Annotated in this window: 27 protein-coding genes; 11 read left to right on the top strand and 16 right to left on the bottom strand. The window is 70.1% G+C overall.

Features of this window, described 5'->3' with window-relative positions; genetic code table 11:
- Positions 1 to 50: 50 nt before the first annotated feature.
- The 7 genes from hemB to hemE all read right to left on the bottom strand — a co-directional run bounded on the left by hemB (position 51) and on the right by hemE (position 7,412).
- Complete coding sequence (hemB, locus tag AC5RW2_RS15650) at positions 51 to 1,025, bottom strand: porphobilinogen synthase (RefSeq protein WP_494074174.1); 975 nt, start codon at positions 1,023 to 1,025, stop codon at positions 51 to 53.
- On the bottom strand, positions 1,022 to 1,942 hold the full coding sequence (locus tag AC5RW2_RS15645; RefSeq protein WP_494074173.1) for a uroporphyrinogen-III synthase: 921 nt from the start codon (positions 1,940 to 1,942) through the stop codon (positions 1,022 to 1,024). Before AC5RW2_RS15645 ends, hemB begins: the two co-directional genes overlap by 4 nt.
- 2 nt (positions 1,943 to 1,944) lie before the next feature.
- Positions 1,945 to 2,916 carry a hydroxymethylbilane synthase gene (hemC, locus tag AC5RW2_RS15640; protein ID WP_494000268.1) on the bottom strand — a complete coding sequence of 324 codons (972 nt, stop codon included), beginning with the start codon at positions 2,914 to 2,916 and terminating at the stop codon, positions 1,945 to 1,947.
- On the bottom strand, positions 2,913 to 4,046 hold the full coding sequence (locus tag AC5RW2_RS15635) for a ferrochelatase (protein ID WP_494074202.1): 1,134 nt from the start codon (positions 4,044 to 4,046) through the stop codon (positions 2,913 to 2,915). The genes hemC and AC5RW2_RS15635 overlap by 4 nt, the downstream gene beginning before the upstream one ends.
- A 56-nt stretch (positions 4,047 to 4,102) precedes the next feature.
- Positions 4,103 to 4,810: a hydrogen peroxide-dependent heme synthase gene (gene hemQ, locus AC5RW2_RS15630; protein ID WP_494074172.1), complete on the bottom strand. Its 708-nt coding sequence runs from the start codon at positions 4,808 to 4,810 to the stop codon at positions 4,103 to 4,105.
- A gap of 62 nt (positions 4,811 to 4,872) precedes the next feature.
- Positions 4,873 to 6,348, bottom strand: a complete 1,476-nt coding sequence (gene hemG, locus AC5RW2_RS15625; protein WP_494074171.1) for a protoporphyrinogen oxidase — start codon at positions 6,346 to 6,348, stop codon at positions 4,873 to 4,875.
- A 2-nt stretch (positions 6,349 to 6,350) separates the two neighbouring features.
- Positions 6,351 to 7,412 carry a uroporphyrinogen decarboxylase gene (hemE, locus tag AC5RW2_RS15620; RefSeq protein WP_494074170.1) on the bottom strand — a complete coding sequence of 354 codons (1,062 nt, stop codon included), beginning with the start codon at positions 7,410 to 7,412 and terminating at the stop codon, positions 6,351 to 6,353.
- Between the two features lie 192 nt (positions 7,413 to 7,604).
- On the opposite strand from hemE, the gene AC5RW2_RS15615 reads away from it, so the two are divergent.
- Positions 7,605 to 8,930, top strand: coding sequence for a glutamyl-tRNA reductase (locus tag AC5RW2_RS15615; RefSeq protein WP_494000272.1), 1,326 nt, complete (start codon positions 7,605 to 7,607; stop codon positions 8,928 to 8,930).
- Between the two features lie 48 nt (positions 8,931 to 8,978).
- Here AC5RW2_RS15615 and moeB read toward each other — a convergent pair whose 3' ends face one another.
- Positions 8,979 to 10,163 (bottom strand): molybdopterin-synthase adenylyltransferase MoeB, encoded by a 1,185-nt coding sequence (gene moeB / locus AC5RW2_RS15610; RefSeq protein WP_494074169.1) that lies wholly within the window; start codon positions 10,161 to 10,163, stop codon positions 8,979 to 8,981.
- A gap of 118 nt (positions 10,164 to 10,281) precedes the next feature.
- Here moeB and AC5RW2_RS15605 point away from each other — a divergent pair, with 118 nt between their 5' ends.
- The 3 genes from AC5RW2_RS15605 to AC5RW2_RS15595 are packed head-to-tail and all read left to right on the top strand — an operon-like array spanning position 10,282 to position 11,490.
- Positions 10,282 to 10,902 (top strand): TetR/AcrR family transcriptional regulator, encoded by a 621-nt coding sequence (locus tag AC5RW2_RS15605; protein WP_494074168.1) that lies wholly within the window; start codon positions 10,282 to 10,284, stop codon positions 10,900 to 10,902.
- A gap of 57 nt (positions 10,903 to 10,959) precedes the next feature.
- Complete coding sequence (locus AC5RW2_RS15600; RefSeq protein WP_136784705.1) at positions 10,960 to 11,184, top strand: DUF3107 domain-containing protein; 225 nt, start codon at positions 10,960 to 10,962, stop codon at positions 11,182 to 11,184.
- Between the two features lie 6 nt (positions 11,185 to 11,190).
- On the top strand, positions 11,191 to 11,490 hold the full coding sequence (locus AC5RW2_RS15595) for a hypothetical protein (protein WP_494074167.1): 300 nt from the start codon (positions 11,191 to 11,193) through the stop codon (positions 11,488 to 11,490).
- Positions 11,491 to 11,513: 23 nt separating this feature from the next.
- On the opposite strand, the gene AC5RW2_RS15590 is transcribed toward AC5RW2_RS15595, so the two are convergent.
- Both AC5RW2_RS15590 and AC5RW2_RS15585 read right to left on the bottom strand, forming a co-directional pair.
- Positions 11,514 to 11,849 (bottom strand): 4a-hydroxytetrahydrobiopterin dehydratase, encoded by a 336-nt coding sequence (locus AC5RW2_RS15590; RefSeq protein ID WP_494000276.1) that lies wholly within the window; start codon positions 11,847 to 11,849, stop codon positions 11,514 to 11,516.
- 109 nt (positions 11,850 to 11,958) lie between these two features.
- Complete coding sequence (locus AC5RW2_RS15585) at positions 11,959 to 12,654, bottom strand: ferritin-like fold-containing protein (RefSeq protein ID WP_494012558.1); 696 nt, start codon at positions 12,652 to 12,654, stop codon at positions 11,959 to 11,961.
- Between the two features lie 51 nt (positions 12,655 to 12,705).
- Here AC5RW2_RS15585 and AC5RW2_RS15580 point away from each other — a divergent pair, with 51 nt between their 5' ends.
- From AC5RW2_RS15580 to AC5RW2_RS15570, 3 genes are all read left to right on the top strand, one after another.
- Entirely contained in the window at positions 12,706 to 14,247 is a 1,542-nt protein-coding gene (locus tag AC5RW2_RS15580) for an RNB domain-containing ribonuclease (protein WP_494074166.1), read from the top strand.
- A 325-nt stretch (positions 14,248 to 14,572) separates the two neighbouring features.
- Entirely contained in the window at positions 14,573 to 16,192 is a 1,620-nt protein-coding gene (locus AC5RW2_RS15575; protein ID WP_494074201.1) for a DEAD/DEAH box helicase, read from the top strand.
- Positions 16,192 to 17,109 (top strand): DNA-methyltransferase, encoded by a 918-nt coding sequence (locus AC5RW2_RS15570; protein ID WP_494074165.1) that lies wholly within the window; start codon positions 16,192 to 16,194, stop codon positions 17,107 to 17,109. Before AC5RW2_RS15575 ends, AC5RW2_RS15570 begins: the two co-directional genes overlap by 1 nt.
- Before the next feature lie 84 nt (positions 17,110 to 17,193).
- Here the strand turns inward: AC5RW2_RS15570 and AC5RW2_RS15565 are convergent, their stop codons facing one another.
- Complete coding sequence (locus tag AC5RW2_RS15565; protein WP_494074164.1) at positions 17,194 to 17,310, bottom strand: putative transporter small subunit; 117 nt, start codon at positions 17,308 to 17,310, stop codon at positions 17,194 to 17,196.
- On the bottom strand, positions 17,307 to 18,170 hold the full coding sequence (locus AC5RW2_RS15560; RefSeq protein WP_494074163.1) for a PHP domain-containing protein: 864 nt from the start codon (positions 18,168 to 18,170) through the stop codon (positions 17,307 to 17,309). Before AC5RW2_RS15560 ends, AC5RW2_RS15565 begins: the two co-directional genes overlap by 4 nt.
- A 75-nt stretch (positions 18,171 to 18,245) precedes the next feature.
- On the opposite strand from AC5RW2_RS15560, the gene AC5RW2_RS15555 reads away from it, so the two are divergent.
- Complete coding sequence (locus AC5RW2_RS15555; RefSeq protein WP_494000282.1) at positions 18,246 to 19,817, top strand: aminopeptidase P family protein; 1,572 nt, start codon at positions 18,246 to 18,248, stop codon at positions 19,815 to 19,817.
- Positions 19,818 to 19,979: 162 nt separating this feature from the next.
- On the opposite strand, the gene AC5RW2_RS15550 is transcribed toward AC5RW2_RS15555, so the two are convergent.
- Positions 19,980 to 20,954, bottom strand: coding sequence for a YflT domain-containing protein (locus AC5RW2_RS15550; protein ID WP_494074162.1), 975 nt, complete (start codon positions 20,952 to 20,954; stop codon positions 19,980 to 19,982).
- A 164-nt stretch (positions 20,955 to 21,118) separates the two neighbouring features.
- Here AC5RW2_RS15550 and AC5RW2_RS15545 point away from each other — a divergent pair, with 164 nt between their 5' ends.
- The 3 genes from AC5RW2_RS15545 to AC5RW2_RS15535 are packed head-to-tail and all read left to right on the top strand — an operon-like array spanning position 21,119 to position 24,143.
- The gene (locus AC5RW2_RS15545) at positions 21,119 to 22,396 is read left to right on the top strand and encodes a magnesium transporter MgtE N-terminal domain-containing protein (protein WP_494000284.1); all 1,278 of its coding nucleotides are present in this window, start codon (positions 21,119 to 21,121) and stop codon (positions 22,394 to 22,396) included.
- Positions 22,389 to 22,988 carry a DUF1003 domain-containing protein gene (locus AC5RW2_RS15540; protein ID WP_494000285.1) on the top strand — a complete coding sequence of 200 codons (600 nt, stop codon included), beginning with the start codon at positions 22,389 to 22,391 and terminating at the stop codon, positions 22,986 to 22,988. Before AC5RW2_RS15545 ends, AC5RW2_RS15540 begins: the two co-directional genes overlap by 8 nt.
- A gap of 3 nt (positions 22,989 to 22,991) precedes the next feature.
- The gene (locus tag AC5RW2_RS15535) at positions 22,992 to 24,143 is read left to right on the top strand and encodes an Mrp/NBP35 family ATP-binding protein (RefSeq protein ID WP_494074161.1); all 1,152 of its coding nucleotides are present in this window, start codon (positions 22,992 to 22,994) and stop codon (positions 24,141 to 24,143) included.
- Between the two features lie 60 nt (positions 24,144 to 24,203).
- Here AC5RW2_RS15535 and AC5RW2_RS15530 read toward each other — a convergent pair whose 3' ends face one another.
- Genes AC5RW2_RS15530 through sigE form a run of 3 tightly spaced genes read right to left on the bottom strand, consistent with a single transcriptional unit; the run spans position 24,204 to position 26,379 of the window.
- Positions 24,204 to 24,626 carry a twin-arginine translocase TatA/TatE family subunit gene (locus AC5RW2_RS15530; RefSeq protein ID WP_494049660.1) on the bottom strand — a complete coding sequence of 141 codons (423 nt, stop codon included), beginning with the start codon at positions 24,624 to 24,626 and terminating at the stop codon, positions 24,204 to 24,206.
- A gap of 29 nt (positions 24,627 to 24,655) precedes the next feature.
- Complete coding sequence (locus AC5RW2_RS15525; RefSeq protein WP_494074160.1) at positions 24,656 to 25,768, bottom strand: anti-sigma factor family protein; 1,113 nt, start codon at positions 25,766 to 25,768, stop codon at positions 24,656 to 24,658.
- A gap of 8 nt (positions 25,769 to 25,776) precedes the next feature.
- Complete coding sequence (gene sigE / locus AC5RW2_RS15520) at positions 25,777 to 26,379, bottom strand: RNA polymerase sigma factor SigE (RefSeq protein WP_494000289.1); 603 nt, start codon at positions 26,377 to 26,379, stop codon at positions 25,777 to 25,779.
- Between the last annotated feature and the right edge of the window lie 147 nt (positions 26,380 to 26,526).

Here is a 26,526-nt window from a genome sequence, read left to right as displayed (position 1 = left end):
CGCTGCGGACGGGTCGTGCTGCGCGGCAACCGGCGGCCGACGGTGAACTGTTACTTCAGCCAGCGGGCGATTTCCGGGGCCCAGTAGGTCAGCACCATGTCGGCGCCGGCGCGGCGGATGCCCAGGACAGATTCCAGGATGGCCGCCTTCCGGTCGATCCAGCCATTGGCGGCGGCTGCCTCGATCATCGCGTACTCGCCGGAGATCTGGTACGCAGCCACCGGCACCGGAGACATCTCCGCCACGTCGGAGAGGATGTCCAGGTAGCTCATCGCGGGTTTGACCATGACCATGTCCGCGCCTTCTGCCAGGTCCAGTTCCACTTCCCGGATGGCTTCGCGCCGGTTGGCGGCGTCCATCTGGTAGGTCCGCCGGTCCCCGGTCAGCTGTGAGTCGACCGCCTCGCGGAACGGCCCGTAGAAGGCCGAGGCATACTTTGCGGCGTACGCCAGGATGGAGACGTCCTGGTAGCCAGCCTCGTCGAGTGCCTGCCGGATCACCGCCACCTGTCCGTCCATCATGCCGGAGGGACCGAGCACGTCCGCGCCGGCAGCCGCCTGGGCGACGGCCATTTCCGCGTAGATCGACAGCGTGGCGTCGTTGTCGACGGTGCCGTCGGGGGCCAGCACGCCGCAGTGGCCGTGGTCGGTGAACTCGTCCAGGCAGACGTCGCCCATCACCACCAGGTCGTTCCCGCCCTCCGCTTTCACGTCGGCGATGGCGCGGTTCAGCACGCCGTCGGGATCCACTCCGGCGCTGCCCGTGGCGTCGCGCACCTGGGGAACTCCGAAGAGCATGATGCCGCCGAGGCCCAGCTCCACGGCCTCGGCGGCCGCGCGCTTGAGCGTGTCGGCGGTGTGCTGGACCACGCCCGGCATGGACTGCAGCGGCACCGGTTCGCTGAGGCCTTCGCGGATGAAGGCGGGCAGGATCAGCTGGTTCGGGTGGGTCCGGACCTCCGCCGTCATCCGGCGGATCGCCTCGGTGGCCCGCAGCCGGCGCGGCCGGTGGGAGGGGAAGCTCATGGCGTTCCTTCTGGTTCGGTGGGATGGTTTTCAAGCGACCGCGCCAGGGCGTCGGCGATGCCGGGCGGCGTCGGTTCGGCAGCGGTGGCGGCGATCTCCAAGCCCAGTTCGGCGGCCTGCCGAGCGGAACTGGTGCCGATCGCGATCAGCCGCAGTCCGGCCGGCCACGGGTCAAGGAGTCCCGCCAGCCGCCTGGTGACGCTGGGCGAGGTCAGGACGACGGCGTCGATGGCGCCGTTGCCGGCGCGGCTGCGGAAATCCGCGGCCGTGATGAGTTCCAGGTCGTCGGCGGGCTCGCGGGCGGCGATCTCCAATTCCGCGGTCAGGCGGAGCTCGGGACGGGCGGGGTAGTCCACCGTGCGGTAGGCGGTCACGGGCAGCACCTGCCAGCCCTTCGCCATCAGGCCTTCGAACACCGTGGGCGCGGCGATGTCGGCCTGCGGCAGCAGGACCAGCATCCGCTCGGCCGGGCCGCCGGCGGTTTCCGGCGGCAGCGGCCAGGCATCGACCAGGCCGACGGCGTCCATGCTGCCGGGTGGCACCAGGTCGACGGTGAGGCCCTCGGCCTCCAGCGCCCTGGCGCTCGGGCTTCCGACGGCCGCAATCTTCGTGTCCCCTGCCAGCGCGGCGAGGCTGGTGCCACGCTCCAGTGCGCACGCCTTCAGCGCCCTCACCGTCGTGATGCTGGTGATGACCAGCCAGACGGCCTTGTTCTGCGCCAGCAGGGTCAGGGCCTGGTCCAGTTCGTCCGGCTTGTCCGTCCGTTCGAAGTCGATCAGCGGCAGGACGCTGGGGGACGCGCCGCGGCGGACCAGTTCGGCGGCCATGCCGGCCGCCCGGTCAGGGCTGCGCGGCAGCACCACCCGCAGGCCCTGCAGCTGGTTGTCCGGCGCGCCGCGCTGCCACAGCAACGCCATCGTCAGCGCCCGGCCAGGCTCATCAGGTCGCCGGCACCCTGCCCGAGCAGCTCTTCAGCCAGTCGTGCGCCCAGGGCCACGGCATCCTCGGAACCCGCTGCCTGCACCGTCCGCTCGCCGTGCAGCAGCCGGCTGCCGTCGGGGCTGCAGACCACGGCCCGCAGCACCAGGGAGCCGGCGTCGACCGATGCCAACGCCCCGACCGGGGCGCTGCAGCCGGCTTCCAGCCGCGCCAGCAGCGACCGTTCGGCCGTCACCGCCAGGCGGGTGTCCGCGTCGTCGTAGTCGGCCAGCGCGCCGGCCAGCGCCGTCCCGGAAGCTGCGTCGGCAACCCGGCATTCAACGGCCAGCGCGCCCTGGCCGGGGGCCGGCAGCATGACCGATGGATCCAGCAGCTCCGTGACGTGCTCGGTGCGCCCCAGCCGTGCCAGCCCGGCCGCGGCGAGCACCACGGCGTCGAGATCTGCGTGCTTTCCCTCGTGCCTTTCTTCGCCCGTGAGCCCCTTGACCCGTCCCAAGCGGGTGTCCACGTTGCCTCGGATATCCACCACGTCCAGGTCGGGGCGGGCGGCACGCAGCTGGGCTGCCCGGCGCGGGGAACCGGTGCCGACCTTGGCGCCGGCCGGCAGCCCGGCCAAGGTCAGCCCGTCCCGGGCGCAGAGGGCGTCGCGGACGTCGACGCGGGCGGGAATGGCGGCGATCTGCAGCCCGTCGGCCACGCCGGTGGGCAGGTCCTTCAGCGAATGCACGGCCACGTCGCAGCGGTCATCCAGCAGGGCCTCGCGCAGCGCGGCGGTGAAGACTCCGGTTCCGCCGATCTGGGCCAGCGGCCCCCGCAGCACGTCGCCCTCGGTCTTGATCCGGACCAGTTCATACTCCAGGGCCCCGCCGGCGGCCAGCGCCTCGGCCACGGTGGTGGTCTGGGTGACCGCCAGGGCGCTGCCGCGGGTGCCGATGCGGACTGTGACGGTCATTGCTGCGGCACCCCCACGGTCGAATCCATGCCGGCCACCGTCGGTTTCTCGCCGCGGCGGTTGGCGCAGCAGCCGGGCATGCACACGTCCATCCAGGGTCCCAGGCCGGTCAGCGCCGGGCGGTCCGCGCGGTGTTGTTCCACCGTGCGCTCACAGACCAGGTCCACGAGGCCCTCGACGAACTTCCGGTGCACGCCCGGGGTGGGCACGCGGGCGGCGGCCAGCCCGAGGCCGCGGCAGGTCTCCAGCGCCTCCGTGTCCAGGTCCCACATCACCTCCATGTGGTCGCTGACAAAGCCCAGCGGCACGATGACCACGCCCTTCACCCCCTGCGCGGGCAGCTCTTCGAGCGCGTCGTTGATGTCCGGCTCCAGCCACGGCACATGCGGCGCGCCGGAGCGGGACTGGTAGACGAGCGACCAGTCGACGCCGGCTGCTCCCGGCACGCGGTCCAGGACGGCCCGGGCGGTGGCCAGGTGCTGCGCCACGTAGGCGCTGCCGCCCTCGTAGTCCACCCCGCGGGGCCCGGCGTTTTCGGCGTCCCCGAGGGGAATCGAGTGGGTCGCGAACATCACGTGGACCGGCGCGTCCGCGGCGTCCTGCGCGGCGAGGTCGGCCCGTACCCGGTCCAGGCCCTCGGCCAGGCCTTCGGCGAACGGTTCCACGAAGCCCGGGTGGTCGAAGTACTGGCGCACCTTGTCCACTTCCAGCTTGCCGGCGAGCCCGGTCTCGACCAGGGCCATGCCGAAGTCCTCGCGGTACTGGCGGCAGCTTGAGTAGCCGGCGTAGGCGCTGGTGGTCACGGCCAACACGCGGCGGTGGCCGGCGTCGTACGCTTCCTTGAAAACGTCGGTGATGTACGGATCCCAGTTGCGGTTTCCCCAGAGCACCGGCAGCTCGATCCCGCGGCGGGCCAGCTCGGCCTCGAGCGCCGCCTTCAGTGCCCGGTTCTGCGCGTTGATGGGGCTGACGCCGCCGTTGGCGCGGTAGTGCGTGGCGACTTCTTCCAGCCGTTCATCGGGGATCCCGCGGCCGCTGGTGACGTTGCGGAGGAAGGGGATGACATCGTCCTGGCCCTCGGGGCCGCCGAAGGAGGCCAGCAGCAGGGCGTCGTACTTCTTCGGCTGCATGGTCCCGTCGGCGGCGACGCCGGCACGCGGGTCAAAGGACGGTTCGGCGGACTGGTTCACCGCAGCACCTCGGCGATTTCGGCGGTGCTGATGCGCTTGCCGGTGTAGAACGGGATCTCTTCGCGCACGTGGTTGCGCGCGTCGGTGTAGCGCAGGTGGCGCATCAGGTCCACCAGGTCGATCAGTTCGGGGGCTTCCAAGGCCAGGATCCATTCCCAGTCCCCCAGCGCGAACGAGGCGACCGTGTTGGACAGCACCTGCGGGAAGTCGCGGCCGAGCAGTCCGTGGTCGCGCAGCATCTTGCCGCGTTCCTCGGCCGGGAGCAGGTACCACTCGTAGGAGCGCACGAAGGGGTAGACGCAGAGCCAGGCCTCCGGGGCCTTGCCCAGGGAGAAGGCCGGGGCGTGGTTCTTGCTGAATTCGGCGTCGCGGTGGACGCCCATCGCGGACCAGACCATTTCGGTCGGGGCGAACAGCCCGGTCCGGCGGATGTCGCGGACCGCCGCCTGGAGTTCGTCCGGCTGCGGTCCGTGCAGCCAGATCATCACGTCGGCGTCCTCGCGCATGGCGGACACGTCGTACGCTCCCCGGAAGGTGACGTTGCGGCCGGCGAGTTCGGCAACCGTCTCATCGAACGCCGCGGCGGCGGACGGATCCACCTGTGCGCCGGTGCGCTTGAAGACCGTCCAGAGGGTGTAGAACAGTTCCTCGTCGGTGCCGCCGGCGGCGGGGATTGCTGACTCTGACCTTGCCGATTCGCTCATGCTTACCAGTCTGCCTTCTGCATCGTAATTAATCGAAAACCACTTCTACATATTGTAGAAGATCAAGAGGCCGCCGGCTGCAGCCGTGCGGCGAGATCCCGTGCACGGCGCCGCGCGTCCCCCACCACGGCCACCAGCCCGGTGCCCGCGAGCCACGCCCCGGTGCTGCCCAGCCCGGGATGCGCAACCAGTTCGCGGCGCACCGCTGCCACCCGCTCACGGTGCCCCACGGTGGCGGACGGAAGCGCGTTGGTCCAGCGCACCACCTTCGAGCCCACCACGTCGTCGTCGCCCACGGCCACCCCCAGCAGGAAGCTGGCATCGGCCAGCGCCTGGCGGTAGAGCGTCTCGTCGGCCCAGCCGGTGAAGTCCTCGGCGCCCCGCTGCCCCACCGCGCGCCCGTAGGACAGCCGCAGCACGTGGCTTCCCGGGCCGGCTTCGTCCGCCAGCCACGGCCATTTGGCGGTGGCGTGGGTGAGCGCCTTGGCCTTGACGTTGCGGACCGACGGCGCCACCAGCATGCCGGTGCCCCGCGGCATCGCGTCGAGGTCGGGCAGGTCCACCACCAGGGTCACCAGCGAGACGGCGGGTCCGGTTTCGGGTTCCAGTCCGGCCAGCCCGGGGACGGCGCCGGAGAGCAGCCGGACGGCGGCAGCGCCATCGGCCGCCAGCATCACGGCGTCCGCGCGGAACGTCCCGGCCGCCGACTCGACCTGCCACCCGCCGTCGTGCCGGGTGACGGCGGTGGCTTCCGCCCCGGTGTGCAGGGCCACGTGACGGGCTTTCAGGTCGGCCAGCAGGGCCTCGGTCAGCCGCCCCATGCCGCCGGCGATGCCGGCCACGTTGGAACCGGCCGGGGCGGCCTTCCGGATGGCGCCCACCGCGGCGGCCAGGGACCCGTGGGCGGCCACCGAGGCGCGCAGGCCCGGCATCACCGAGTCCACGTCCAGCACATCCGGATCCGCCGAGTACACCCCGCCTGCCACCGGCGCGACCAGTTTCTGCAGCACGGCATCACCCATCCGGGCGCGCACCAGCTGGCCCAGGCTGAGCTGCTCGCGGCGCAGCAGCGAACCCAGCGGCATGACCTTGTCGCCCGAGGCGCGCAACGCCGCCCGGCGGCCGATGGCGCGCACCACGTCCGGGTCGGAAGGATCTGCCGGGATGCCGAGCACGCCCGTCTTCGGGAGCCGTTGCGCACCGTCCGGCAGCTGGATCCAGGCGCCGGCCGGGTTCGGCTGGACAATGTCGTTGCCCAGGCCCAGTTCGCCGATCAGGTCCGGGACCACGCTGGAGCGCGTCGCGAAAGATTCGGCGCCGGCGTCGAGCATCAGCCCGCCCACCTCGTGCCGGACCACGCAGCCGCCGAACCGGGGGCCGCGCTCCAGGACCGTCACCTCGACGCCGGCCAGCGCCAGCTCGCGCGCAGCGACCAGGCCGCCGATCCCGCCGCCGACGACGACGGCGGTGCCCGGCTTGGGCTTGCGCCCGCCCTGCCGTTCGGGACGGCGGGCGGGCTGCGGATGCGGGTGCTGCATGGCTACGGGGCCACGGAATGAATCAGCTTGACCACCCGGGTCAGGACCTCCGGGTCCGTCTCCGGCGGCACGCCGTGGCCCAGGTTGACCACGTGGCCCGGGGCGCCGCTGCCGGCGGCCAGCACCTCGCGCACATGTGCCTCCAGCACCTCCCACGGCGCCGACAACAGCGCCGGATCGATGTTGCCCTGCAGCGGCGTGCGTCCGCCCAGCCGGCGGTTCGCCTCGTCCAGCGGCAGCCGGTAGTCGACGCCGATCACGTCCGCCCCGACGTCGCGCATGGCCACGAGCAGTTCGGACGTTCCGGTGCCAAAGTGGACCAGCGGCGCGCCCAGGTGGCGGACGTGGTCCAGGGCGCGCGACGACGCCGGTGCCACGCGCCGGCGGTAGTCAGCCAGGGACAGCGAACCCGCCCAGGAATCGAACAGCTGTCCCGCACTGGCGCCCGCTTCCAGCTGCGCCCCCAGGAACTTGCCCGAAGCGTCGGCGGCCCAGCCGGCCAAGGCATCCCAGGTCTCCGGGTCGGCATGCATCATGGTGCGCGGCCCCAAGTGGTCGCGGGACGGCCGGCCCTCCACCATGTACGCGGCAAGCGTGAACGGGGCGCCGGCGAAGCCGATCAGCGGCTTGGCGCCGAGCTCGGCCACCGTCAGCCGGACCGCCTCGCGGATGGGCTCCAGCGATTCGTCGGTGAGTACCGGCAGGGCGGCGACGTCGGCGGCGGTGCGGACGGGTGCGCCCAGGACCGGGCCGACACCGGGGACGATGTCAACATCCACCCCGGCCAGCTTCAACGGGATAACGATGTCGGAGAAGAAGATGCCTGCGTCCACATCGTGGCGGCGCACCGGCTGCAGGGTGATTTCCGCCGCCAGTTCCGGTTTCAGGCAGGCATCCAGCATCGCGATGCCCTGCCGCGCTTCCTTGTATTCGGGCAATGAGCGCCCGGCCTGCCGCATGAACCAGACAGGACGGCGGCCCGGCTTCCCTCCGCGGTAGGCGGTGATCAGGTCCGAGTCGGCGGTACGCCCATCCACCAGGGGATGGGAAGCATTGAGTGTCATGACATAGATTCTGGTCCAGCGGCCCTGCTTCTGGCCAACCGCGGGCGGCGCCGGGAGCGCGGGATGGCGGCGGCCACCGGCCCGAGTGGCCAATATCACCGGCGCCGGCGGCGCCCGAAACCAGGTTAACGCCGGGTTAATGGGCCAAGCTTGGAGGAGCCGACGCTGGCTTCCCGCTAAGATAGAGGCGCTGTGGTCTTACTTTCACTTGTTGCAACCCATTCCAAGGTCGATCTGGAAACGGTGGCCCGCCTGAGTGCCGGCACCTCCCGGATCGATACCGACGTGCTCGCAGACGGGTCCCCGGTCACCGGCGCCGTGGTCCTGGCTACCTGCAACCGGGTGGAAGTTTACTGCGAGACCGAGAGCGAGTCCGACCTGGAGGCCGCCCGCGCCGCGCTCATTGAACAGATCAGCCGCTGCTCGGGGCTGGACGACGCGCTGGTCGCCCGCTCCTTCGACGTGAACACCGGCGAGGATGTTGCGCGGCACCTGTTCGCGGTCGGGGCCGGCCTGGATTCGGCCGTGGTCGGCGAACGCGAGGTGGCCGGCCAGGTGCGTCGGGCCCTGATCGAGGCGCAGGAAAAGGGCACCGCGAGCGGGGGGCTGGTCCGGCTCTTCCAGACCGCTTCCCGGACGGCCAAGGACGTCGGGACGCAGACGGCACTCGGCGGCCGCGGGCTTTCGATCGTGTCGGTCGCGCTCGACCTCGCCACGGATCTGGCCGTCGAGAAGGACTGGTCGGGCAAGCAGGTTGTACTCTTCGGGACCGGCGCCTACGCCGGGGCCACCATGGCACTGCTGCGCGAACGCGGCTGCACCCACATCAGCGTCTACTCGGCTTCCGGCCGCGCCGCGGCGTTCACCGAAACCCGCGGCGGCGTCCCGCTGACCCACGCGGCGCTGGACAGCGCGATGGCTTCCGCCGACGTCGTCATCGGCTGCAGCGGCAGCGACAACCAGGTCAGTGCCGAGCGCGTGGCCGGGGTGCGCACCGGCGTCGACAAGCCGCTGACGATCATCGACCTCGCGCTGAGCCACGACTTTGATCCCGCCGTGGGTGCGCTCGAGGGCGTGGAGCTGATCACGCTGGAGTCCGTGCGGATGGCAGCGCCCGAGGAGCAGGCCGAATCCGTGCAGCAGGCGGCCGAGATCGTCGCCAACGCGGCGCGCAGCTTCGAGGCCAGCCGGCAGGCGCGCAGCGTGGACTCCGCCATCGTGGCGCTTCGCAAGCACACCATGCAGGTACTGGAGAACGAGCTCGAGAAAGTGCGCTCGCAGCACGGCTGCACCGGCCCGGCCCAGGAAGTCGAGTTCGCCATGCGCCGCATGGTCAAGCAGTTGCTGCACCTGCCCACCGTGCGGGCGCGGGAACTGGCCGCCAACGGCGAGCAGGAGCGTTACATTGCCGCCCTGGAAGCGCTGTACGGCATCACGGTCGAAGACCCCGCCCTGCCCCGGGCCGCGGATGCGGCGTCCTGCCCGGTCGCGCACGGCGACGAGGCCGCCACTGCCTGAGGCGGCCGCGGCGCCTGCAGCCGGCCGCGGCCGGCGCCAGGGTGACCCTTAGTACACCGGCTTTGAGGGCTCCACGTCCCTGACCCACGCCAGGATTCCGCCGTCGAGGTGGGATACCCGGGTGTAGCCCCGCGCCAGCAGGCTCTGCAGGACTTCGGCCGAGCGCGCGCCCGATTTGCAGTGGAAAACCAAGTCCGTGTCCCGGGGCAGGTCCTCCAGGGCCTCGCCGGACAGGATGCGTCCCTTCGGAACCAGGACGGCGCCGGGAATGTTCACCACTTCGTATTCGCCCGGTTCGCGGACGTCGATCAGCTCGAAGTCGCCCCTGCCGGCATCGCGGTCGGCCAGCATCCGGGACAGGGTGCGGGCGTCCACCGCGTGGTCGGCGTCGACCCGGCGCGGCGGCGCGACCCCGCAGAACGCCTCGTAGTCGGCCAGCCCGGTGATCGGCTCGGCGTCGGGATCCTTGCGCACCTTCAGCTCCCGCCAGCTCATCTGGAGGGCATTGAAGACCAGGACGCGGCCCAACAGCGTCTGCCCGATGCCGGTGATCAGCTTGATCGCCTCGTTGACCATCACGGAGCCGATCTGTGCGCACAGGACGCCGAGCACGCCGCCCTCGGCGCAGGAGGGCACCGAACCGGGCGGCGGCGCCTCCGGATAGAGATCGCGGTAGTTCGGTCCGTGGGCGTCCCAGAAGACACTGACCTGCCCGTCAAACCGCAGGATGGATCCCCACACGTAGGGTTTGCCCAGCAGCGCGGCGGCGTCATTGACCAGATACCGGGTGGCGAAGTTGTCGGTGCCGTCCAGGATGACGTCGTAGCCGGCGAAAATTTCCAGGACGTTGCCGGTGTCCAACCGGACCTCGTGCAGCACCACATCCACTCCGGGGTTCAGCGCCAGGATGCTGTCCCGTGCCGAGGCCGCCTTGCTGCGCCCCAGGTCCGCCACGCCATGGATGATCTGGCGCTGCAGGTTGCTCGCTTCCACCTCGTCGTCATCCACGATCCCTATGCGGCCCACGCCCGCAGCGGCCAGGTACAGCATGGCCGGCGATCCGAGGCCGCCGGCGCCGATCACCAGCACCCTGGCGTTCTTCAGCCTCAGCTGGCCGGCCATGCCGACTTCGGGGATGATCAGGTGCCGCGAATACCGCTCGGTCTCGGCCTTGCTGAGGGACGCTGCCGGTTCCACGAGCGGCGGCAGCCGCCGGGTCTCCAAGGTGCTCATTCTTCCAATCTACGCCCCAGCCGGTTGCTGGTGCGTAGACTGGTCGGGACTGACACTTACTGCACCGTGGCGCTGTAAGTTTTCCTGACCGCAGCGCCGGAAGAGGCCGTGTACTACCGTGACGACAGAACCCCGCTCAGCCGCCAAGCCCACCCGACTGCCGCGGGAGGAACGGCGGCGCCAGCTGCTGCAGGCGGCACACGAGGTCTTCGTGGTCAATGGCTACCATGCGGCGGCGATGGACGAGATCGCCGACGCAGCGAACGTGAGCAAGCCGGTGCTCTACCAGCACTTCCCCGGCAAGCGGGAGCTCTATCTGGCCCTGCTGGACCACCACCTGGAATCGCTGAACGCGATGCTGATGGCTGCACTGAACTCGACAACGGACAACAAACTCCGCGTGCACGCCACCATCCGGGCCTACTACCAGTTCATCGCCCAGGACAGCCAGGCGCACCGGCTGGTCTTCGAATCCGACCTGAACAACGACCCCGACGTGAGCGGCCGCTTGGAGGACTTCAATGCGCGGCTGGCCAGCGCCATCGCCGGAGTCATCGCCGAGGACACCAAGCTCTCGTCGGTCGAGGCCACACTGCTGGGCCGGGCCCTGGCCGGCATGGCGCAGATCAGTGCCCGGCACTGGCTGCGCTCAGGCGGGGAACTGGACCAGGACGCCGCGAGCGAACTGATCTACCGTTTAGCTTGGCGCGGAATTTCACGGTTCCCGAAGGAACCCTAGGATAGATTCGCCAGTAGGGAACCCACCCGGCTTACAGCATTACCAGGAGGCATCAGCGTGGAAGTGAAGATCGGCATGCAGAACGTCGGCCGTGAAATCGTGCTCGATTCGTCGCAGTCGCCGGACGAGGTGGCCGAGATCGCGAGCCGCGCCATGAACGGCGGCGCCGAGCTGCGCCTGACCGACGCCAAGGGACGCCTGGTCATCATCCCGTCCAATGTCCTGGCCTACGTCGAGATCGGCGCCGAGGGGCCGCGCCCCGTCGGATTCGGCGCTCTCTAACCACCCATGGTCGCACTGGTCCTGCTGGTGCTCGTCGCCGCCGCCGTCGGCTTCACTGCTTGGGCGGTGGACCGGCGGCGCCACGCCTACGGGGTGCTGCTGCTGCCCGGGATCGCGGTGGCGGCGGCGGTGCTGCTCTGGTTCGTCCTCATGGCCGCCGGCCTCGGCTCCGAACCGGGCGTGCACTTCCTGTCCTGGCTGCTGCCGATGGCCGTTTCCGTTCCGGCCGCGTGCGCCGGTGCCTGGTGGATCGGACGCCGCCGCGTGCAGCGGGATACCGAACGGCTGACCGCCCTGCTGGGCTGAACGAAGCCGGCCGGGCAGGAAAGCTAGCCGGGATAGCCGTCCGGGTCCGCGTCCGCGCCAAGCTTCCGCGCCAGCACGCTCACCGCTGCCGCCGCGGACACGTCACGGGTAGTGACTGCCGAATCGGCGTCATGCGACGTGAAGCGCAACAAGACCTTGTTGTACCGCCAGTCCAGGTCCGGGTGGTGCCGCTGCTCCTCGGCCAGGTCGCCCACGGCGGCAATGAAGTTCAGGGCCTCGCGCCCATTGTCCAGCTTGAACGCGCTGACCAGCGCTCCGTCCGCGTAGCGCCACTGCGGCAACCCGCGCAGCTGCCGGTCTATTTCCTCACTGTCGAGTACGTCTTTCGCACGTCCCACGATGCCCTCCCGGTTGCGCGGCGGTCTGCCGCGCGGCCCGGCTGCCGCGGCTTGCGGCCGCCTGTGCCGCCAGCCTACCGGTGAAGCCAACCCCGTTGAAGGCCTGCGCTCACGCCGTCAGGCCCAGGTCATTCATTCGGCGCGAATGGTTTTGGGTCAGCCGGGCAAACAACTCTCCGGTGGCCTGTGCCTGCCGGTCGGGATCCTGCCCCCGCATCAGCTCGCTGAGCACGGCGCGCTCAATCCCGATCCGCTGTGCCTGGGTCAAGGCCTCCCCCACCAGCCTGCGCCCCCACAGCGCCAGCCGCGAGGCCAGCCGTGGATCGTCGGCCAGCACCTGCTGCAGCCGGGCCGCGATCATGGAGATCTGCTCGGTGTTTTCCTTGATCCGGGCGACCAGCTTCTGCGTCTCGCTGTCGAGGGCTCCGGCGATGTGCAGGTAGAAGTCCCCCAGCACGCCGTCGGTGACGTAGGCCTTCATCAGGGACTCGTACCAGTCGGCCGGGCGCGTCCGGTCGTGGAAGGCATCGATGGAGGGCTGGAACGGGGCCATGGCCGTTTCCACGTCCACGCCGAGTTGCTCCAGCTGCGCGGCCACGGCCTCGAAATGTTCAAACTCGGTCACCGCGAGCCGGCCGACGGCGGCCCGGTCATGCAAGGTGGGCGAAAAGCGTGCGTCGGAGGAAAACCGCTCGAAGGCGGACAGTTCGCCGTAGGCCATCACGCCGTACAGATCGATCAGGAATTGCCGGCGGCGGCCGGAATCCTCGCCGGGCGCTGCGGGAACGGTGCTCACGGTGCTCATGAATCCAAGGGTAGCGTCCCATTTCGACGCGGCTGCCGTTAGGCTAACCGTGTGCCGTACCCGCATTTGGACCCGAAGGTCAACGAGTCCCAGCATCTGCTGGCACGGGTGCTGAAGGACCTGCGGACAGAGTTCGACCTGCCGCAGGAGTTCGACGCGGGCGCACTCGCGGAGGCCCGGGCCGCCGTGGCCGCCCATCGGCTGCCGGAGACCGATCTGACCGCACTGGAATTCGTGACCATCGATCCGCCCGCGTCCACCGACTTGGACCAGGCCCTGTACATCGAGTCCATCGACGGCGGATACACGGTCTGGTACGCGATCGCCGACGTCCCCTCCTTTGTGGAGGCCGGCGGTGAACTGGATGCCGAAACCCGGCGGCGGGGCCAGACCATCTACGCCCCGGACGGACGGATCCCGCTGCATCCCGACGTCATCGGCGAACAGGCCGGGTCGCTGCTGGCGGACCAGCTGCGGTCGGCCTATGTGTGGCGATTCGAGCTCGACGCCGCCGCGCGCGTCACCGCGGCCACCCTGGAACGCGCCAGGGTGCGGAGCCGGGCCAAGCTGAACTACGAGCAGGTGCAGCAGGACATCGATTCGGGCGATGCGGCGCCCACCCTGCTGCTGCTGAAGGAAGTGGGCAGCAAGCGGGTGGAGCTCGAACGCGAGCGCGGCGGGGCGAGCCTGAATGTCCCCGACCAGGAGATCGCCCATGACGGCCGGCACTACTTCATTGTCACCAGGCCGCCGTTGCCGGTGGAGGATTGGAACGCCCAGATATCGCTGATGACCGGGATGGCCGCGGCCGAGATCATGCTGGCAGGCCGGATCGGGATACTGCGCACCATGCCGGGACCGGACGCTGACGCCGAGGCCCAGTACCGCCGGCAGACCGAGGCGTTGGGGTTCCCGTGGCCGCACGAGATGGCCTACGGCGACTATCTGCGCAGCCTGGACACCACCGATCCCAAGCAACTGGCCCTGATGCACGGGGCCACCGCCCTCTTCCGCGGTGCCGGCTACACGCCGTTCGTCGGCGAGCTCCCGCCCGAACGGCAGCAGGCCGCCATTGCCGCACCCTATGCGCACGCCACGGCTCCCCTGCGGCGGCTGGTGGACCGTTTCGTGCTGGTGATCTGCCATGCCCTGTGCGCCGGCGAACCCGTCCCGCAGTGGGCCCAGGACGCGCTGGAGGAATTGCCCAAGCTGATGGCGGCTTCCGACCAGCTGGCGGGGCGCGTGGACCGCGCTGCCCTGGACGCCGTTGAAACGGCGCTGCTGAGCCACCGCGTCGGGGAAGAGTTCGACGCCGTCGTCATCACCGGCACCCGGTACCCGGGCAACGGAAACGGAAACGGCGCTGGCGGCCGCAACGGGAGCGGGAACGGGAACGGCAACGGGAAGGTCCTGGTGGCCGGCAGGGGCAAAGGCAACGGCGGCCAGGAGCCGTACGGCGTGGTCCAGCTCAGCGACCCGCCGGTCACCGCACGGTGCTCGGGAATCCTGGCGGCAGGGGCCACGGTGCGCGTTCGCTTGACCATGGCGGACATCGGGGAACGGCGCCTGCACTTTGAACTGGCCGACGGTTAAGGGCCCGCACGGTGCGCCGCGGGGTCCGGTTTGCCAACGACCGGTAGACTTAACCGCGTAGTACTGGATGCCCGGTCGTTGATTGAGTGAAGTGAATCCATCAACAGATCCGTCCCTACGCGATCTTTAACCTCCTTGGCTGCCTCGTTGGCCGGCCGGGAAAGCAGTTGTTAGCCCGCGATCGGCTTCCACTGGTTGCGCCACGCTTCCGCCTTGTTCCGCTCCCGCAGCCCCTGCGGGACCGTTGAGCACCGCCGGCGTCGGCGCCTGAATGAACGGTATGTAATTGAACACTGAAAATATCCAGGTGGCTGGCGAACAGCTCATCCACGCTGACAACAGCGCCGAAGAACTGGTCGTCGAGGCCGTGCTGGCCTCCGACGAACGCCCCCACGAACTGCCCAAGCAGACCTTCGCCGACTTCAACGTCCGCGCGGACATCGTGCGGTCGCTTTTCGACGCCGGCATCACCCACCCCTTCCCGATCCAGGCCATGACCCTGCCGGTGGCCCTCGGCGGCCACGACATCATCGGCCAGGCCAAGACCGGTACGGGCAAGACCCTGGGCTTCGGCATCCCCGCGCTGCAGCGGGTGGTGGGACCGGACGACGACGGCTTCGACAAGCTTCCGGTGCCCGGCGCGCCGCAGGCCCTGATCGTTGTGCCGACGCGCGAACTGGCCGTGCAGGTCGGCAACGACCTGATGACGGCCTCCAAGCAGCGCAACGCCCGCGTCGCCGTCATCTACGGCGGCCGCGCCTACGAGCCCCAGATCGAGCTGCTGCAGAAAGGCGTCGAGGTCGTAGTCGGCACCCCCGGCCGTCTGATCGACCTGCACCGCCAGAAGCACCTGAGCCTGAAGAACGTCCGCATCGTGGTCCTGGACGAAGCCGACGAGATGCTGGACCTGGGCTTCCTGCCGGACGTCGAGACGCTGCTGGCCGCGACCCCGGCCGTACGCCAGACCATGCTCTTCTCCGCAACCATGCCCGGACCGGTCATCGCCATGGCCCGGCGGTACATGACGCAGCCGACGCACATCCGCGCCGCAGACCCGGACGACGAAGGCATCACCAAGAAGGACATCCGTCAGGTTGTCTACCGCGCACACAACCTGGACAAGGACGAGGTAGTGGCCCGCATCCTGCAGGCCGAGGGCCGCGGCCGGACCATCATCTTCACCAAGACCAAGCGCACGGCCGCCAAGCTGTCCGAGGAGCTGATCGACCGCGGGTTCGCCGCCGGCGCCATCCACGGCGACCTCGGCCAGGGCGCCCGCGAACAGGCGCTGCGCGCGTTCCGCAACAACAAGGTGGACGTGCTGGTCGCGACCGACGTCGCCGCCCGCGGCATCGACGTGGAAGACGTCACCCACGTGATCAACTTCCAGTGCCCCGAAGACGAGAAGGCCTACCTGCACCGGGTGGGCCGGACCGGCCGCGCCGGTAACAAGGGCACCGCAGTCACCTTCGTGGACTGGGACGACGTCCCGCGCTGGGGCCTGATCAACAAGGCCCTCGGCCTGGACGTGCCGGAACCCCAGGAGACCTACTCCTCCTCCCCTCACCTGTTCACCGACCTGAACATTCCCGAAGGCACCAAGGGCAGGCTTCCGCGCAGCCAGCGCAAGCTCGCCGGCATCGACGCCGAGAAGCTCGAAGACCTGGGCGAGACCGGAAAGCACCCTGCCCGCTCCGGCAGCCAGCGGCAGGACGGCGGCCGCGGCGGCGCACGCCGCGGCGGCGCACGCCAGGGCGGCCCGCAGGGCCGGTCCGACTCGGGCAACCCGCGGCAGCGCCGCGGCACCGAGGAGGCAGCCACCGAGAACACGACCGTCGCCTCGACCGACAAGCCGCGCCGGAAGCGTTCACGCACCCGCCGCCGCAACGGCGAGGTAGTCAACGGGACCGCCCAGCAGGTCACCGACGGCGCCAGCGGGGAATAGTGGCCGGTATCCGGTGGACGCCCGACGGCAGCTCGCTGGTAGTCCGGGCGGACAACGCCGACTTCCTGCCCACGCTGCCCGACGGCGCTTTCACCATGATCTATCTGGACCCGCCGTTCAACACCGGCCGGGCCCAGGTCCGGCAGCAGACCTCCATGGTGCGCAGCGCCGATGGCGAAGGCGACCGCATCGGGTTCAAGGGCAAGTCGTACCAGACGGTCAAGGGCACGCTCGCCAGCTATGACGACGCGTTCGACGACTACTGGTCCTTCCTGGAGCCCCGCCTCTCCGAGGCGTGGCGGCTGCTGGCCGACGACGGCACGCTGTACCTGCACCTGGATTACCGCGAGGTGCACTATGCCAAGGTGCTGCTGGATATGCTCTTCGGCCGCGAGAGCTTCCTGAACGAGATCATCTGGGCCTACGATTACGGCGCCCGTGCGCGCAACCGCTGGCCCGCCAAGCACGACAACATCCTGGTCTACGTCAAGAACCCGAAGGCGTACCACTTCGACAATGCGGAAGTGGACCGCGAGCCGTACATGGCTCCGGGCCTGGTGACCGCGGAGAAGGCCGCCCGCGGCAAGCTCCCGACCGACGTCTGGTGGCACACCATCGTCTCCCCCACCGGCCGGGAGAAGACCGGCTACCCCACCCAGAAGCCCGAGGGGCTGCTGCGCCGGATGGTTGCCGCGAGCAGCCGGCCCGGCGACTGGGTGCTCGACTTCTTTGCCGGCTCCGGGACCCTCGGCGCCGTGGCCGCCGGCATGGACCGGCGGTTCGTCTGCGTGGACCAGAACCCGCAGGCCATCGACGTCATGCGCAAACGGCTGGGCCGCCACGCGGCAGTGGTTGAGGCCGCCGGAGCAGAGGCCACGGTCGGCGCCGAGGCCACGGTCGGCGCCGGTGAAAGCTAACCGGCGGCAAAGAACGGCGGGGCGCGGACCGGTTCCAGGAACCGGCCCGCGCCCCGCCGTCGTTGTGGTGTCCCGGGGCGGCGGCTAGATGATGCCGCGGCCCTCCCGGCCCGCCTGAGCCCACTCCTTGAAGAAGCCGCGGGCAAAGACGCACAGGGTCGCGGCCACAATGACCGGCCAGACGAGGACGTAAAGCGTCACCGGGCGATGCGGCCGGGAAGGTGCGCCGCAGCGCCCGTCCCGGCGGCGAGGATGCGGTCCAGCATGGCCGGGTCGGTAGTGTTTTCGCCCAGCCGGTTCGGCTTGCCCGCGCCGTGGTAATCGCTGGAGCCGGTGACTATCAGATCGTGCTTGGCGGCCAGCCGGCGCAGCTGTTCCCTGCCCTCTTCCGGGTTGTCCCGGTGATCGATCTCCACCCCGGCCAGCCCCGCGTCGAGCATCTCCCGGACGACGGCAACGCCGACCACCCGGCCCCTGCTGCTGGCCACAGGATGGGCAAAGACCGGCACTCCCCCCGCCTCGCGCACCAGGGCGACGGCGGTGGCCGGGTCGGGCGCGTAGTGCGACACGTAGTAGCGCGAGTGGGCGGTCAGGATCCGGGCGAAGGCCTCGCTGCGGTCAGACACGATCCCCGCCGCCACCAATGCGTCGGCGATGTGCGGCCGGCCGATGGTCGCCCCGTGCCCGGCCCGGGCCGTGACCTCTGCCCACGAGATGGGGAAGTCCTCGGCGAGCAGTTCCACCATCCGTTCGGCCCGGGTCCTCCGCGCGTCGCGGGCCTTGTTGATTTCGGCCAGCAGGCCGGGGTGGGCTGGATCGTGGAGATAGGAGAGCACATGCACGCTGATGCCCTCCACGGTCCGGCACGTGACCTCCATGCCGGGCACAAACCCCAGGCCTGCCTCGACGGCGGCGGTTCGTGCCGCTTCCCAGCCGGCAGTGGAGTCATGGTCGGTCAGCGCCACGACGTCAAGACCGGCGGCTGCGGCGGCACGCACCACGTCGGCGGGCGGTTCGGTGCCGTCGGAAACCGTGGAATGCGCGTGCAGGTCGATCATCACAGAACTAATTTACGCCAGGAGCCCCTGCCGGGCGCCGATGTTGGCAGCGCCTTGGGCCGGTGAGACGATGGACCGGTGAGTACTTACCAGAATGAGGACGCCTCACAGCAGCCTGCCGGGGAGCAGCCGCTGGAAGACCGCGTCAACAACCGTTCCCAGCGCCCGGAATCGGATGCCTTCAAGGAGTTCATGGGCAGCCATTGGGCTCCGGCCGGCTCGTCCGCACCGGAGCAGGAAGCCGTCGCACCCTACGCCGCGCGCCGCCGGCGGGCTCTTTCGGAGCACTTCCACGGCGAACGCCTGGTCATTCCGGCCGGCCCGCTGAAGGTCCGCTCTAATGACACCGACTACCGCTTCCGCCCGCATTCGGGCTTCGCCCACCTGACGGGCCTGGGCCTGGACCATGAGCCGGACGCCGTGCTGGTCATGGAACCCACCGAGGCGGGATCTGGAGACGACGGCGGCCACCACCGGGCCACGCTGTACTTCCGCCCCATGTCCGGCCGGGATTCCGCCGAGTTCTACGCCAACGCGCGGTACGGCGAGTTCTGGATCGGTCCCCGGCCCACGCTGGAGGAGCTGAGCCGCCGGTTGGGCCTGCCCACCGCCGACCTGGGCGAACTCGAGGTCGCGATCACCAAGGACGCCGGCGTCGTCCACGTGGGCGGCATGCGCATCCGGCTGCTGCGTGAGGTCGACCTGAACGTGGACGCCCTCGTGGACACCTCCCGGATCAACACCGGCGTGGACCTGGAGGAATCAGACCGGCTCGACGGCAAGCTCTCCGAGGCGCTGTCCGAACTGCGCCTGCTCAAGGACGAGTGGGAAGTCCAGGAGATGAAGAAGGCCGTGGAGGCCACGGTGAACGGCTTCCACGAGGTGGTCAAGGTGCTGCCTCGCGCGCTGACGCACGAGCGGGGCGAACGCGTGGTGGAGGGCGCGTTTTTTGCCCGGGCACGCGAAGAAGGCAACGACCTGGGCTACGACACCATCGCCGCCAGCGGCAACAACGCAACCATCCTGCACTGGATCCGCAACAACGGGCAGGTGAAGGCCGGAGACCTGCTGCTGCTGGACGCAGGTGTGGAGGCCGACTCCCTGTATACCGCGGACGTGACCCGCACGCTGCCGGTCAACGGCACGTTCACCGAGGTCCAGCGCAGGATCTACCAGGCGGTACTCGATGCCGCCGACGCCGGTTTTGCCGCCGCGCAGCCGGGCGTGAAGTTCCGTGACGTGCACACCGCCGCCGTGACCGTGCTCGCCGAGCGGCTGGACGAGTGGGGCCTGTTGCCGGTTCCCCTGGCCGAGGCGCTCTCCCCCGAGGGCCAGCACCACCGGCGCTGGATGCCGCACGGCACCAGCCATCACCTTGGCCTGGACGTCCATGACTGTGCGCAGGCGAAGCGCGAGCTGTACTTGGACGGCGTGCTCACCCCGGGCATGGTGTTCACGATCGAGCCCGGACTCTATTTCAAGGACGAAGACCTGGCCGTTCCGGCCGAATACCGCGGCATCGGGGTGCGGATCGAGGACGACATCCTGATGACCGCCGACGGCCCGGTGAACCTGTCGGCGGCCCTGCCGCGCAAGCCCGAGGACGTGGAGTCCTGGATGGCCGGCATCTACGGCACGTCAGGGGAATAGCGCCCCCGGCGGCCGCGGCCGGAGCAACGCCACGCGGGAAGGGATCCGCCGTCTGCGACGGCGGATCCCTTCCCGTTTATGGTGCGTGCATGGTGCGGGGCCTCGCACGGTGCCCGTTCGTCGTGCGGGCGGTTCATCCTGCGGGGCGCCGGTGGCGTGCGGCTAGGTGCCGGGCCGGTCGTTGTCGTTGAAGGAGTCCGGGTTCCCCTCGCCGGCCCGAGGGCCGGCCGGCTGGCTCCCGCCGGTCGGCGTGCCGCCGTCGGGCTCGGAGACGCCGGTCTGCGGGCCGGCGCCGTTCTGGGGCCCGTCGGCCTGCTGGGTGGAGCCGTTCTGGGGCTCGCCGGCCTGCTGGGGCTGGGCGGGCTCCGGAGTAACGCGGATTCCGTACTGCGGGCGGCCGTCGGGCAGGTCCGGAAAGCGCCCGCGCACGGGCTGGCCCGGCACCCCGGGCTGGACCGCGTCGGGCGGGCCGGGCTGGGGCTGCTGTCCTTGGACGCCGCCCTGGCGGTACGGGTCCTCGCCCCACTGGGCCGGCCGCTCCGGGGCCTGCGGCTGCTGGGCCGCAGGAGGCTGCTGGCCATAGCCGGCAGGCGGCTGCGGCCCGACGGGCGACTGCCCGTGGTTTGCCGGGCGGCCGGGAACCGCGGTTCCGGCCATCGGCAGCTGCGCGGCCAACCGCCGGGCCTCGTGTGCCACCTCGGTGGAGACCACCACGTCATAGCTGGTGGCGATCACCTGGTTGGTGGAGGTGAAGTCCCGCTTGCCGCGCTGCAGCGCGTAGGAAATGATGCCGAACAGCATCCAGAAGGCCGCGCCCATGGCCATCGACGAGATCAGCAGCACAAAGGTTTCGCCGCCGCCGAAGAGCATCAGCAGCAAGCCGACGAACAGGCCGAACCAGGCGCCGGTGGCCGCGCCGGAGAGGGCAACCCGCGGATAGCTGAGCTTGCCGGTCACCCGCTCGACCGTCTTCAGGTCGTTGCCGACGATGGTCACGTGCTGGACGGGGAATTCCTCGTCCGCGAGGTAGTCCACCACTTTCTGGGCATCCAGATACGAGCGGTAGTTTCCGATCAACTCGCCCTGCGGAAGGGTACGGCTGGGGTCCCGGGAATCTGTACGGCCAAGCATCGACATACCCCCATTGTCGCTGATATACGCAACCGGTGGTCTGGGTATCGCTTCAGGTGAACGTGGGAACCCCCGGGCTGCCTTAGCCTCCGCCCATGCGGCGGCCGGGGGCAAGGCACAGCCGGCCCGCCAAATCCCGGATTACCGGGCCCAGCACGTAGCCTAAAGGGGTGAGCACAAAAACCAACCGCGTCTTCGTAGCCCGGCTGCTCGGCCTGGACGTCTTCGACCCGCTCGGAGACCGCCTGGGCCGGCTGCGCGACGTCGTCGTCCTCGACTACGGCCCCGCCAAGCCGCCCCTGGTGGTCGGCCTGGTGGTCGAGGTCCCCGGCAAGAAACGCGTGTTCGTCCCCATGACCCGGATCACCTCGATCACCGCCGGGCAGGTCATCTGCACCGGGCTGGTCAACCTGCGCCGGTTCGAGCAGCGCGGCGCCGAGACCCTGGTGGTCGCCGAGATGTTCGACCGCCGCGTCACGCTCGCCGACGGCAGCGGCGACGCCACCATCCTGGACATCGGCATGGAACAGTCCCGCGACGGCGACTGGTATGTGTCCCAGCTCTTCGTCCGGCGCGGCCATTCGACGTCGCCGCTGCGCAGCCTGCGCCGCAACGAAACACTGATCGTGGACTGGCACGAGGCCTACCAGGGCGCCAGGCACGAACCGCAGGCGGCCACTACCTTCGTGGCCAGCCACGAGGACCTCAAGCCCGCCGACTTCGCCGAGGCACTGCACGAGATGACCCAGAAGCGCCGGCTGGAAGTCGCGAGCGAGCTGCAGGACGACCGTCTGGCGGATGTGCTCCAGGAGCTGCCGGACGACGACCAGGTGCAGATCCTCACGTCGCTGGATGCCGAACGCGCCGCCGTCGTGCTGGAGGAGATGGATCCCGACGACGCCGCCGACCTGCTGGCCGAGCTGCCCGAGGAGCAGAAGGAAGAACTGCTGCAGCTGATGGAGCCGGAAGAAGCAAAGGACGTCCGCCGTCTGCTGGAGTATGAGGAAAACACCGCCGGTTCCATGATGACCCCGGTGCCGGTGATCCTGCCCCCGGAAGCTACGGTCGCCGAGGCCCTGGCGCATGTGCGCCGCGAAGAGCTCACGCCGGCCCTGGCGTCGGCCATCTTCGTCTGCCGGCCGCCGCTGGAGACCCCCACCGGGAAATACCTGGGCGTGGTCCACATCCAGCAGCTGCTGCGCTACCCGCCGCCGGAGGCGCTGGGCAACATCGTGGATACCGACCTGGAGCCGGTGCTGGACCAGGCCGATGTCAGCGACGTGGCCCGCACCCTGGCAACCTACAATCTGAATGCCCTGGCAGTGGTCAACAGCTCCGGCCGGCTGGTCGGAGCCGTGACCGTTGACGACGTGCTGGACCATTTGCTGCCCGACGACTGGCGGGCGCAGGACGACTCCCCCGTAAGCGGAGGTGGACGCTTTGGCTGAAAAGGCAGACCGGAAAATCAAGGTCGCGGGACTGGACACCCCGCGGGAGACCCGTACGCGCCTGCTGGTCCGGTTGCGGCCGAACCCCGATTATTTCGGCAAGGCCACGGAGTCCTTCGCCCGTTTCATGGGCACCCCGCAGTTCCTGATGTGGATGTCGGTCTTCTGTGCGCTCTGGCTGGCCTGGAACACGTTCGGACCCGCACACCTGCGCTTCGACAGCGCCGCGCTGGGCTTCACCGCGTTGACCCTGATGCTCTCGCTGCAGGCCTCCTACGCCGCTCCGCTGCTGCTGTTGGCGCAGAACCGCCAGGACGACCGGGACAAGGTCTCGCTGCAGCAGGACCGCCAGCGGGCCGAACGCAATCTGGCGGACACCGAGTACCTGACCCGCGAACTGGCCGCGCTGCGGATCGCCATCCGCGAAGTGGCCACGCGTGACTTCGTCCGGAGCGAGCTGCGCTCGGTGCTGGAAGAACTGTTGGACGACGAGTCCGCGGACGAACGCCGCCGCGGCCGGCGCCGTTCCTCCGATGCCACCACCTCGCTGCCCAAGCTGCCGCCCGTCCAACACGGCGGCCAGGAGAACTGATGCATGACTGATCCACACCCGTCGCAACACCCGGACCCGGCCTCCGTACGGCGCGCACTGGGAACCGTGATCGATCCGGAGCTGCGCCGGCCCCTCGCGGAGCTGGGCATGCTCAAGGACGTCCGGATTGACGACGCCGGACGGGTCACCGTCGGCGTGCTGCTCACCATCTCGGGCTGCCCGCTGCGCGGCACCATCACCGCCGACATCGAGCACGCCCTGGCTGCCGTCCCGGGCGTTTCCGGGGTGGCGGTGGAGCTGGACGTGATGACGCCGCAGCAGCGCGACGCGCTCAAGGAGCAGCTGCGCGGTGCCGGCCGCGGCAATCCGTTCGCCGATCCGTCCTCGCTCACCCGCATCTATGCCGTGGCGAGCGGCAAGGGCGGGGTGGGCAAGTCGAGCGTCACCGTCAACCTCGCGTGCGCCATGGCCGCCCAGGGTTTGCGCGTGGGCATCATCGACGCCGATGTCTACGGTTTCTCGGTTCCCGGGCTGCTGGGCATCACGCAGGCTCCCACCCGGGTGGACGAGATGATCCTGCCGCCGGTGGCCTACGGCGTGAAGGTCATCTCGATCGGCATGTTCGTCTCAGGCAACCAGCCGGTGGCCTGGCGCGGTCCCATGCTGCACCGGGCCCTGGAGCAGTTCCTCACCGACGTCTATTTCGGCGACCTGGATGCACTGTTCCTGGACCTGCCTCCGGGCACCGGGGACGTGGCGATCTCGGTGGCGCAGCTGCTCCCGTCCTCGCAGATCCTGGTGGTGACCACCCCGCAGGGCGCCGCGGCGGAGGTGGCGGAACGCGCCGGCGCCATCGCCGCGCAGACCGGGCAGCAGGTGGCGGGAGTCATCGAGAACATGTCCTGGCTGGCGCTGCCGGACGGATCCAGGATGGAAGTCTTCGGCTCCGGCGGCGGAACTGCCGTCGCCGGGCGTCTCTCCGCCGTGCTGGAGAAGCCGGTACCGCTGCTGGGAAGCATCCCGCTGGAGCCACGGCTGCGCGCCGGCGGCGACGCCGGCCGGCCGATCGTCCTGGACGAGGCGGACGCCTCCGTGGCCGGCAGCTCCGCGGCCGAACTGCGGCGGATTGCGGCCGACTTGGCGGCGCGTCCGCGTGGCCTGGCCGGACGCACGCTGGGCGTCACCCCCCGCTAGGGCCTCAGCCGGGAAACGCCCGTGCGCAACGGCGCGCCGGTGGCTAATGCGCCCCGGAGGTCAGGTCGCCTCGGTATCGAACGGCGCTGCCTCACCCGGGGCCAGCTGCGCGCGCGACGCGGCCGCCGCCCGCGCCGGCGCCCGCGAACCGGTTGACACGGCCGTGCCTGCCGCGGTCGCGGCTGCTGCCGCGACAGCCGGCGCCGCCGGCGCAGGACGCGGCGCCTCGTCGTCGTCCAACAGGGCTTCCTTGATGATGCGCCGAGGGTCGTATTGCCGCGGATCAAGCTTGCGCCAGTCCATGTCGACGATGTCGTCGCCGACTTCTTCGCGCAGCTGTTCCTTGGCACCGGCGGCCATGGTCTTCAGCTGTTTGACGAACCTGGCCAGCTGCGCGGCGTATTCGGGCAACCGCTCAGGTCCGAGGATCACCACGGCAAGAATTGCCAGGATGATCAGTTCTGAGCCGTTGATTCCAAACACGATTGAAGGTTACCCGTTCGCCGGGCCGGTCAGCCACTTGGCGGGCTGACCATCATGCCCAGTCCGCGGACGATCCGGCTGAACGGATCGTCGGCAGGGGACGGCATCGGCAGCTTCAGGCGGGAGTTCTCCGACAGCACCACGTGGCTGACCGTCTCCGGCATCTCGGCCAGCGGGAGGTCGGACCACAACGTGTACGTCACCTCGTCGGAGTGGAGCACCACGGTCCAGTCCTCGCCGCCGCGCACCCACACCGCGCGGTCCAGCCCGGCCACCTCCCGGAAGCCGTCCATGGTCACGGGATGGCCCGTGGCCGCATTCACCGGCGGCGCGGGGTCCGCCACCCGGGCCGTTCCGCCGGCGCTGCCGTCTCCGCGCCGTTGCTCGGTGACCGTCACCCGGTGGCTGCCGTCGCCGAGCTCGAGCCTGACGGCAGGCTGCCCGTCCACGACGGTCTGTTCCGCGCTCTGCAGGCGGTAGCCGAGCCCGGGCAGCAGCGGGCAGGTCCAGCCGCCGCGCCGCAGCTCCTCGAGTGCCGCGCCGTCCAGGGCGATCAGACGGGCGGTGCCTGCATCGGCGGCCACCGGCACCCAGGCCGTCCCGGTGGCAAGGCCGCGGCCGGCGTCCGCCGGCCCGGTCTCGCCGCCCAGGACGAAGGCCGCGGACAGCGTCAGCACGGCGCAGCCGGCCAGGACCCCGCCGGCAACCGCCAGCGCGCGCCTGGCCGGCCTGCGCGCGGGCAACGCCTCCGCCGCGGCACCGGCGGCGGCGTCAGGAAGGGCGGCGGCGGGAGGGAGGGCGGCGGGCGGGAGGCCGCCGGCGGCACCGGCGGGCGCGGGGGTGCGCCCGCCCGCGGGTACGCCGGGGTTCCGGTCTTCCGCGGTGCCGGAAGTTTCGAGGCCGAGCGGGGGCCCGGCCGGTCCGGCGGCCCCGGGCCGGCTGCAGCGCAGCAACCGCGCGGTCAGGTTGTCGTCAGGGGGCGGCACGTCCAGCGAGCGCAGGCGGTCCTGGATCTGGCGGAATTCGTCGACGCTCTTGCGGCACCGCCGGCAGCGTTGAAGATGGCGTTCAAGGGCCGGGCGGCGATCATCGGAGAGTTCGCCGTCCAGGTACTCCGCCAGCTCTCTTTCCGGGTGGAGCATTGCAGCGATCAGTGGGCTCCGGCGATGCGCGGCAGTTTCAGGCGCGGGCGTTCGGCGGGATCCCGGTGCGCCAGCTTTTCCCGAAGCATGGTCCGGCCACGGTGGATCCGCGAGCGGACGGTGCCAAGCTTGACGCCAAGGGCCGCGGAGACCTCGTCATAGGACAGCCCCTCCAGGTCGCAGAGCACCACCGCGGCGCGGAAGTCCGGCGGCAGCTCTTCCAGCGCGGCCTGGACATCGATATCCAGGTTGTTGAATTCGAAGCTGCGCTCGGGGCCGGGATCCTTGCCGGGCAGCCGGGCTTCGGCTTCGTCGCTCAGTCCATCGAACCGAATCCGGCTCTTGCGCCGGGCCTGGTCCAGGAAGAGGTTGGTGGTGATCCGGTGGAGCCAGCCGTCCAGCGTGCCGGGCTTGAAGTTGTCCAGTGACCGGAAGACGCGGACAAAGACTTCCTGGGTGAGGTCTTCGGCGTCGTACCGGTTTCCCGTGAGCCTGAAGGCCAAGCGGTAGACCTTGGCGGAGTGGTTGCTCACCACTTCTTCCCACGTCGGAGCGACCCACTGATCGTTGCCGGCCGCGGCGTTCGACGCGGCGTCCTGTAGCTTCGTCATTATCGTGCCCCTTCGTCGGACCGCCCGCGGCCGCCCACCTCCTGGGGGTCCGGGAATGCGGCTGCGTGCTGCCGGTCTGGCTTTCGGCGTCCCGGGTACCCATCTTGGCGCAAAAGACTGGGAGAATTCTGTAAACCGGCTGCACAA

This window comes from Arthrobacter sp. B0316-1-20, from assembly GCF_059091865.1.
The sequence above is the reverse complement of the archived record's forward strand: the minus strand, read 5'-3'. Positions and strand labels throughout refer to the sequence as shown.

What these genes read in the sequence shown, in the direction of transcription:
- hemB (WP_494074174.1), bottom strand. Translation starts at nt 1,025, where the DNA reads ATGAGCTTCCCCTCCCACCGGCCGCGCCGGCTGCGGGCCACCGAGGCG.
- AC5RW2_RS15645 (WP_494074173.1), bottom strand. Translation starts at nt 1,942, where the DNA reads ATGGCGTTGCTGTGGCAGCGCGGCGCGCCGGACAACCAGCTGCAGGGC.
- hemC (WP_494000268.1), bottom strand. Translation starts at nt 2,916, where the DNA reads ATGACCGTCACAGTCCGCATCGGCACCCGCGGCAGCGCCCTGGCGGTC.
- AC5RW2_RS15635 (WP_494074202.1), bottom strand. Translation starts at nt 4,046, where the DNA reads ATGCAGCCGAAGAAGTACGACGCCCTGCTGCTGGCCTCCTTCGGCGGC.
- hemQ (WP_494074172.1), bottom strand. Translation starts at nt 4,810, where the DNA reads ATGAGCGAATCGGCAAGGTCAGAGTCAGCAATCCCCGCCGCCGGCGGC.
- hemG (WP_494074171.1), bottom strand. Translation starts at nt 6,348, where the DNA reads ATGCAGCACCCGCATCCGCAGCCCGCCCGCCGTCCCGAACGGCAGGGC.
- hemE (WP_494074170.1), bottom strand. Translation starts at nt 7,412, where the DNA reads ATGACACTCAATGCTTCCCATCCCCTGGTGGATGGGCGTACCGCCGAC.
- moeB (WP_494074169.1), bottom strand. Translation starts at nt 10,163, where the DNA reads ATGAGCACCTTGGAGACCCGGCGGCTGCCGCCGCTCGTGGAACCGGCA.
- AC5RW2_RS15595 (WP_494074167.1), top strand. Translation starts at nt 11,191, where the DNA reads ATGGTCGCACTGGTCCTGCTGGTGCTCGTCGCCGCCGCCGTCGGCTTC.
- AC5RW2_RS15585 (WP_494012558.1), bottom strand. Translation starts at nt 12,654, where the DNA reads ATGAGCACCGTGAGCACCGTTCCCGCAGCGCCCGGCGAGGATTCCGGC.
- AC5RW2_RS15550 (WP_494074162.1), bottom strand. Translation starts at nt 20,954, where the DNA reads ATGTCGATGCTTGGCCGTACAGATTCCCGGGACCCCAGCCGTACCCTT.
- AC5RW2_RS15535 (WP_494074161.1), top strand. Translation starts at nt 22,992, where the DNA reads ATGACTGATCCACACCCGTCGCAACACCCGGACCCGGCCTCCGTACGG.
- AC5RW2_RS15525 (WP_494074160.1), bottom strand. Translation starts at nt 25,768, where the DNA reads ATGCTCCACCCGGAAAGAGAGCTGGCGGAGTACCTGGACGGCGAACTC.
- sigE (WP_494000289.1), bottom strand. Translation starts at nt 26,379, where the DNA reads ATGACGAAGCTACAGGACGCCGCGTCGAACGCCGCGGCCGGCAACGAT.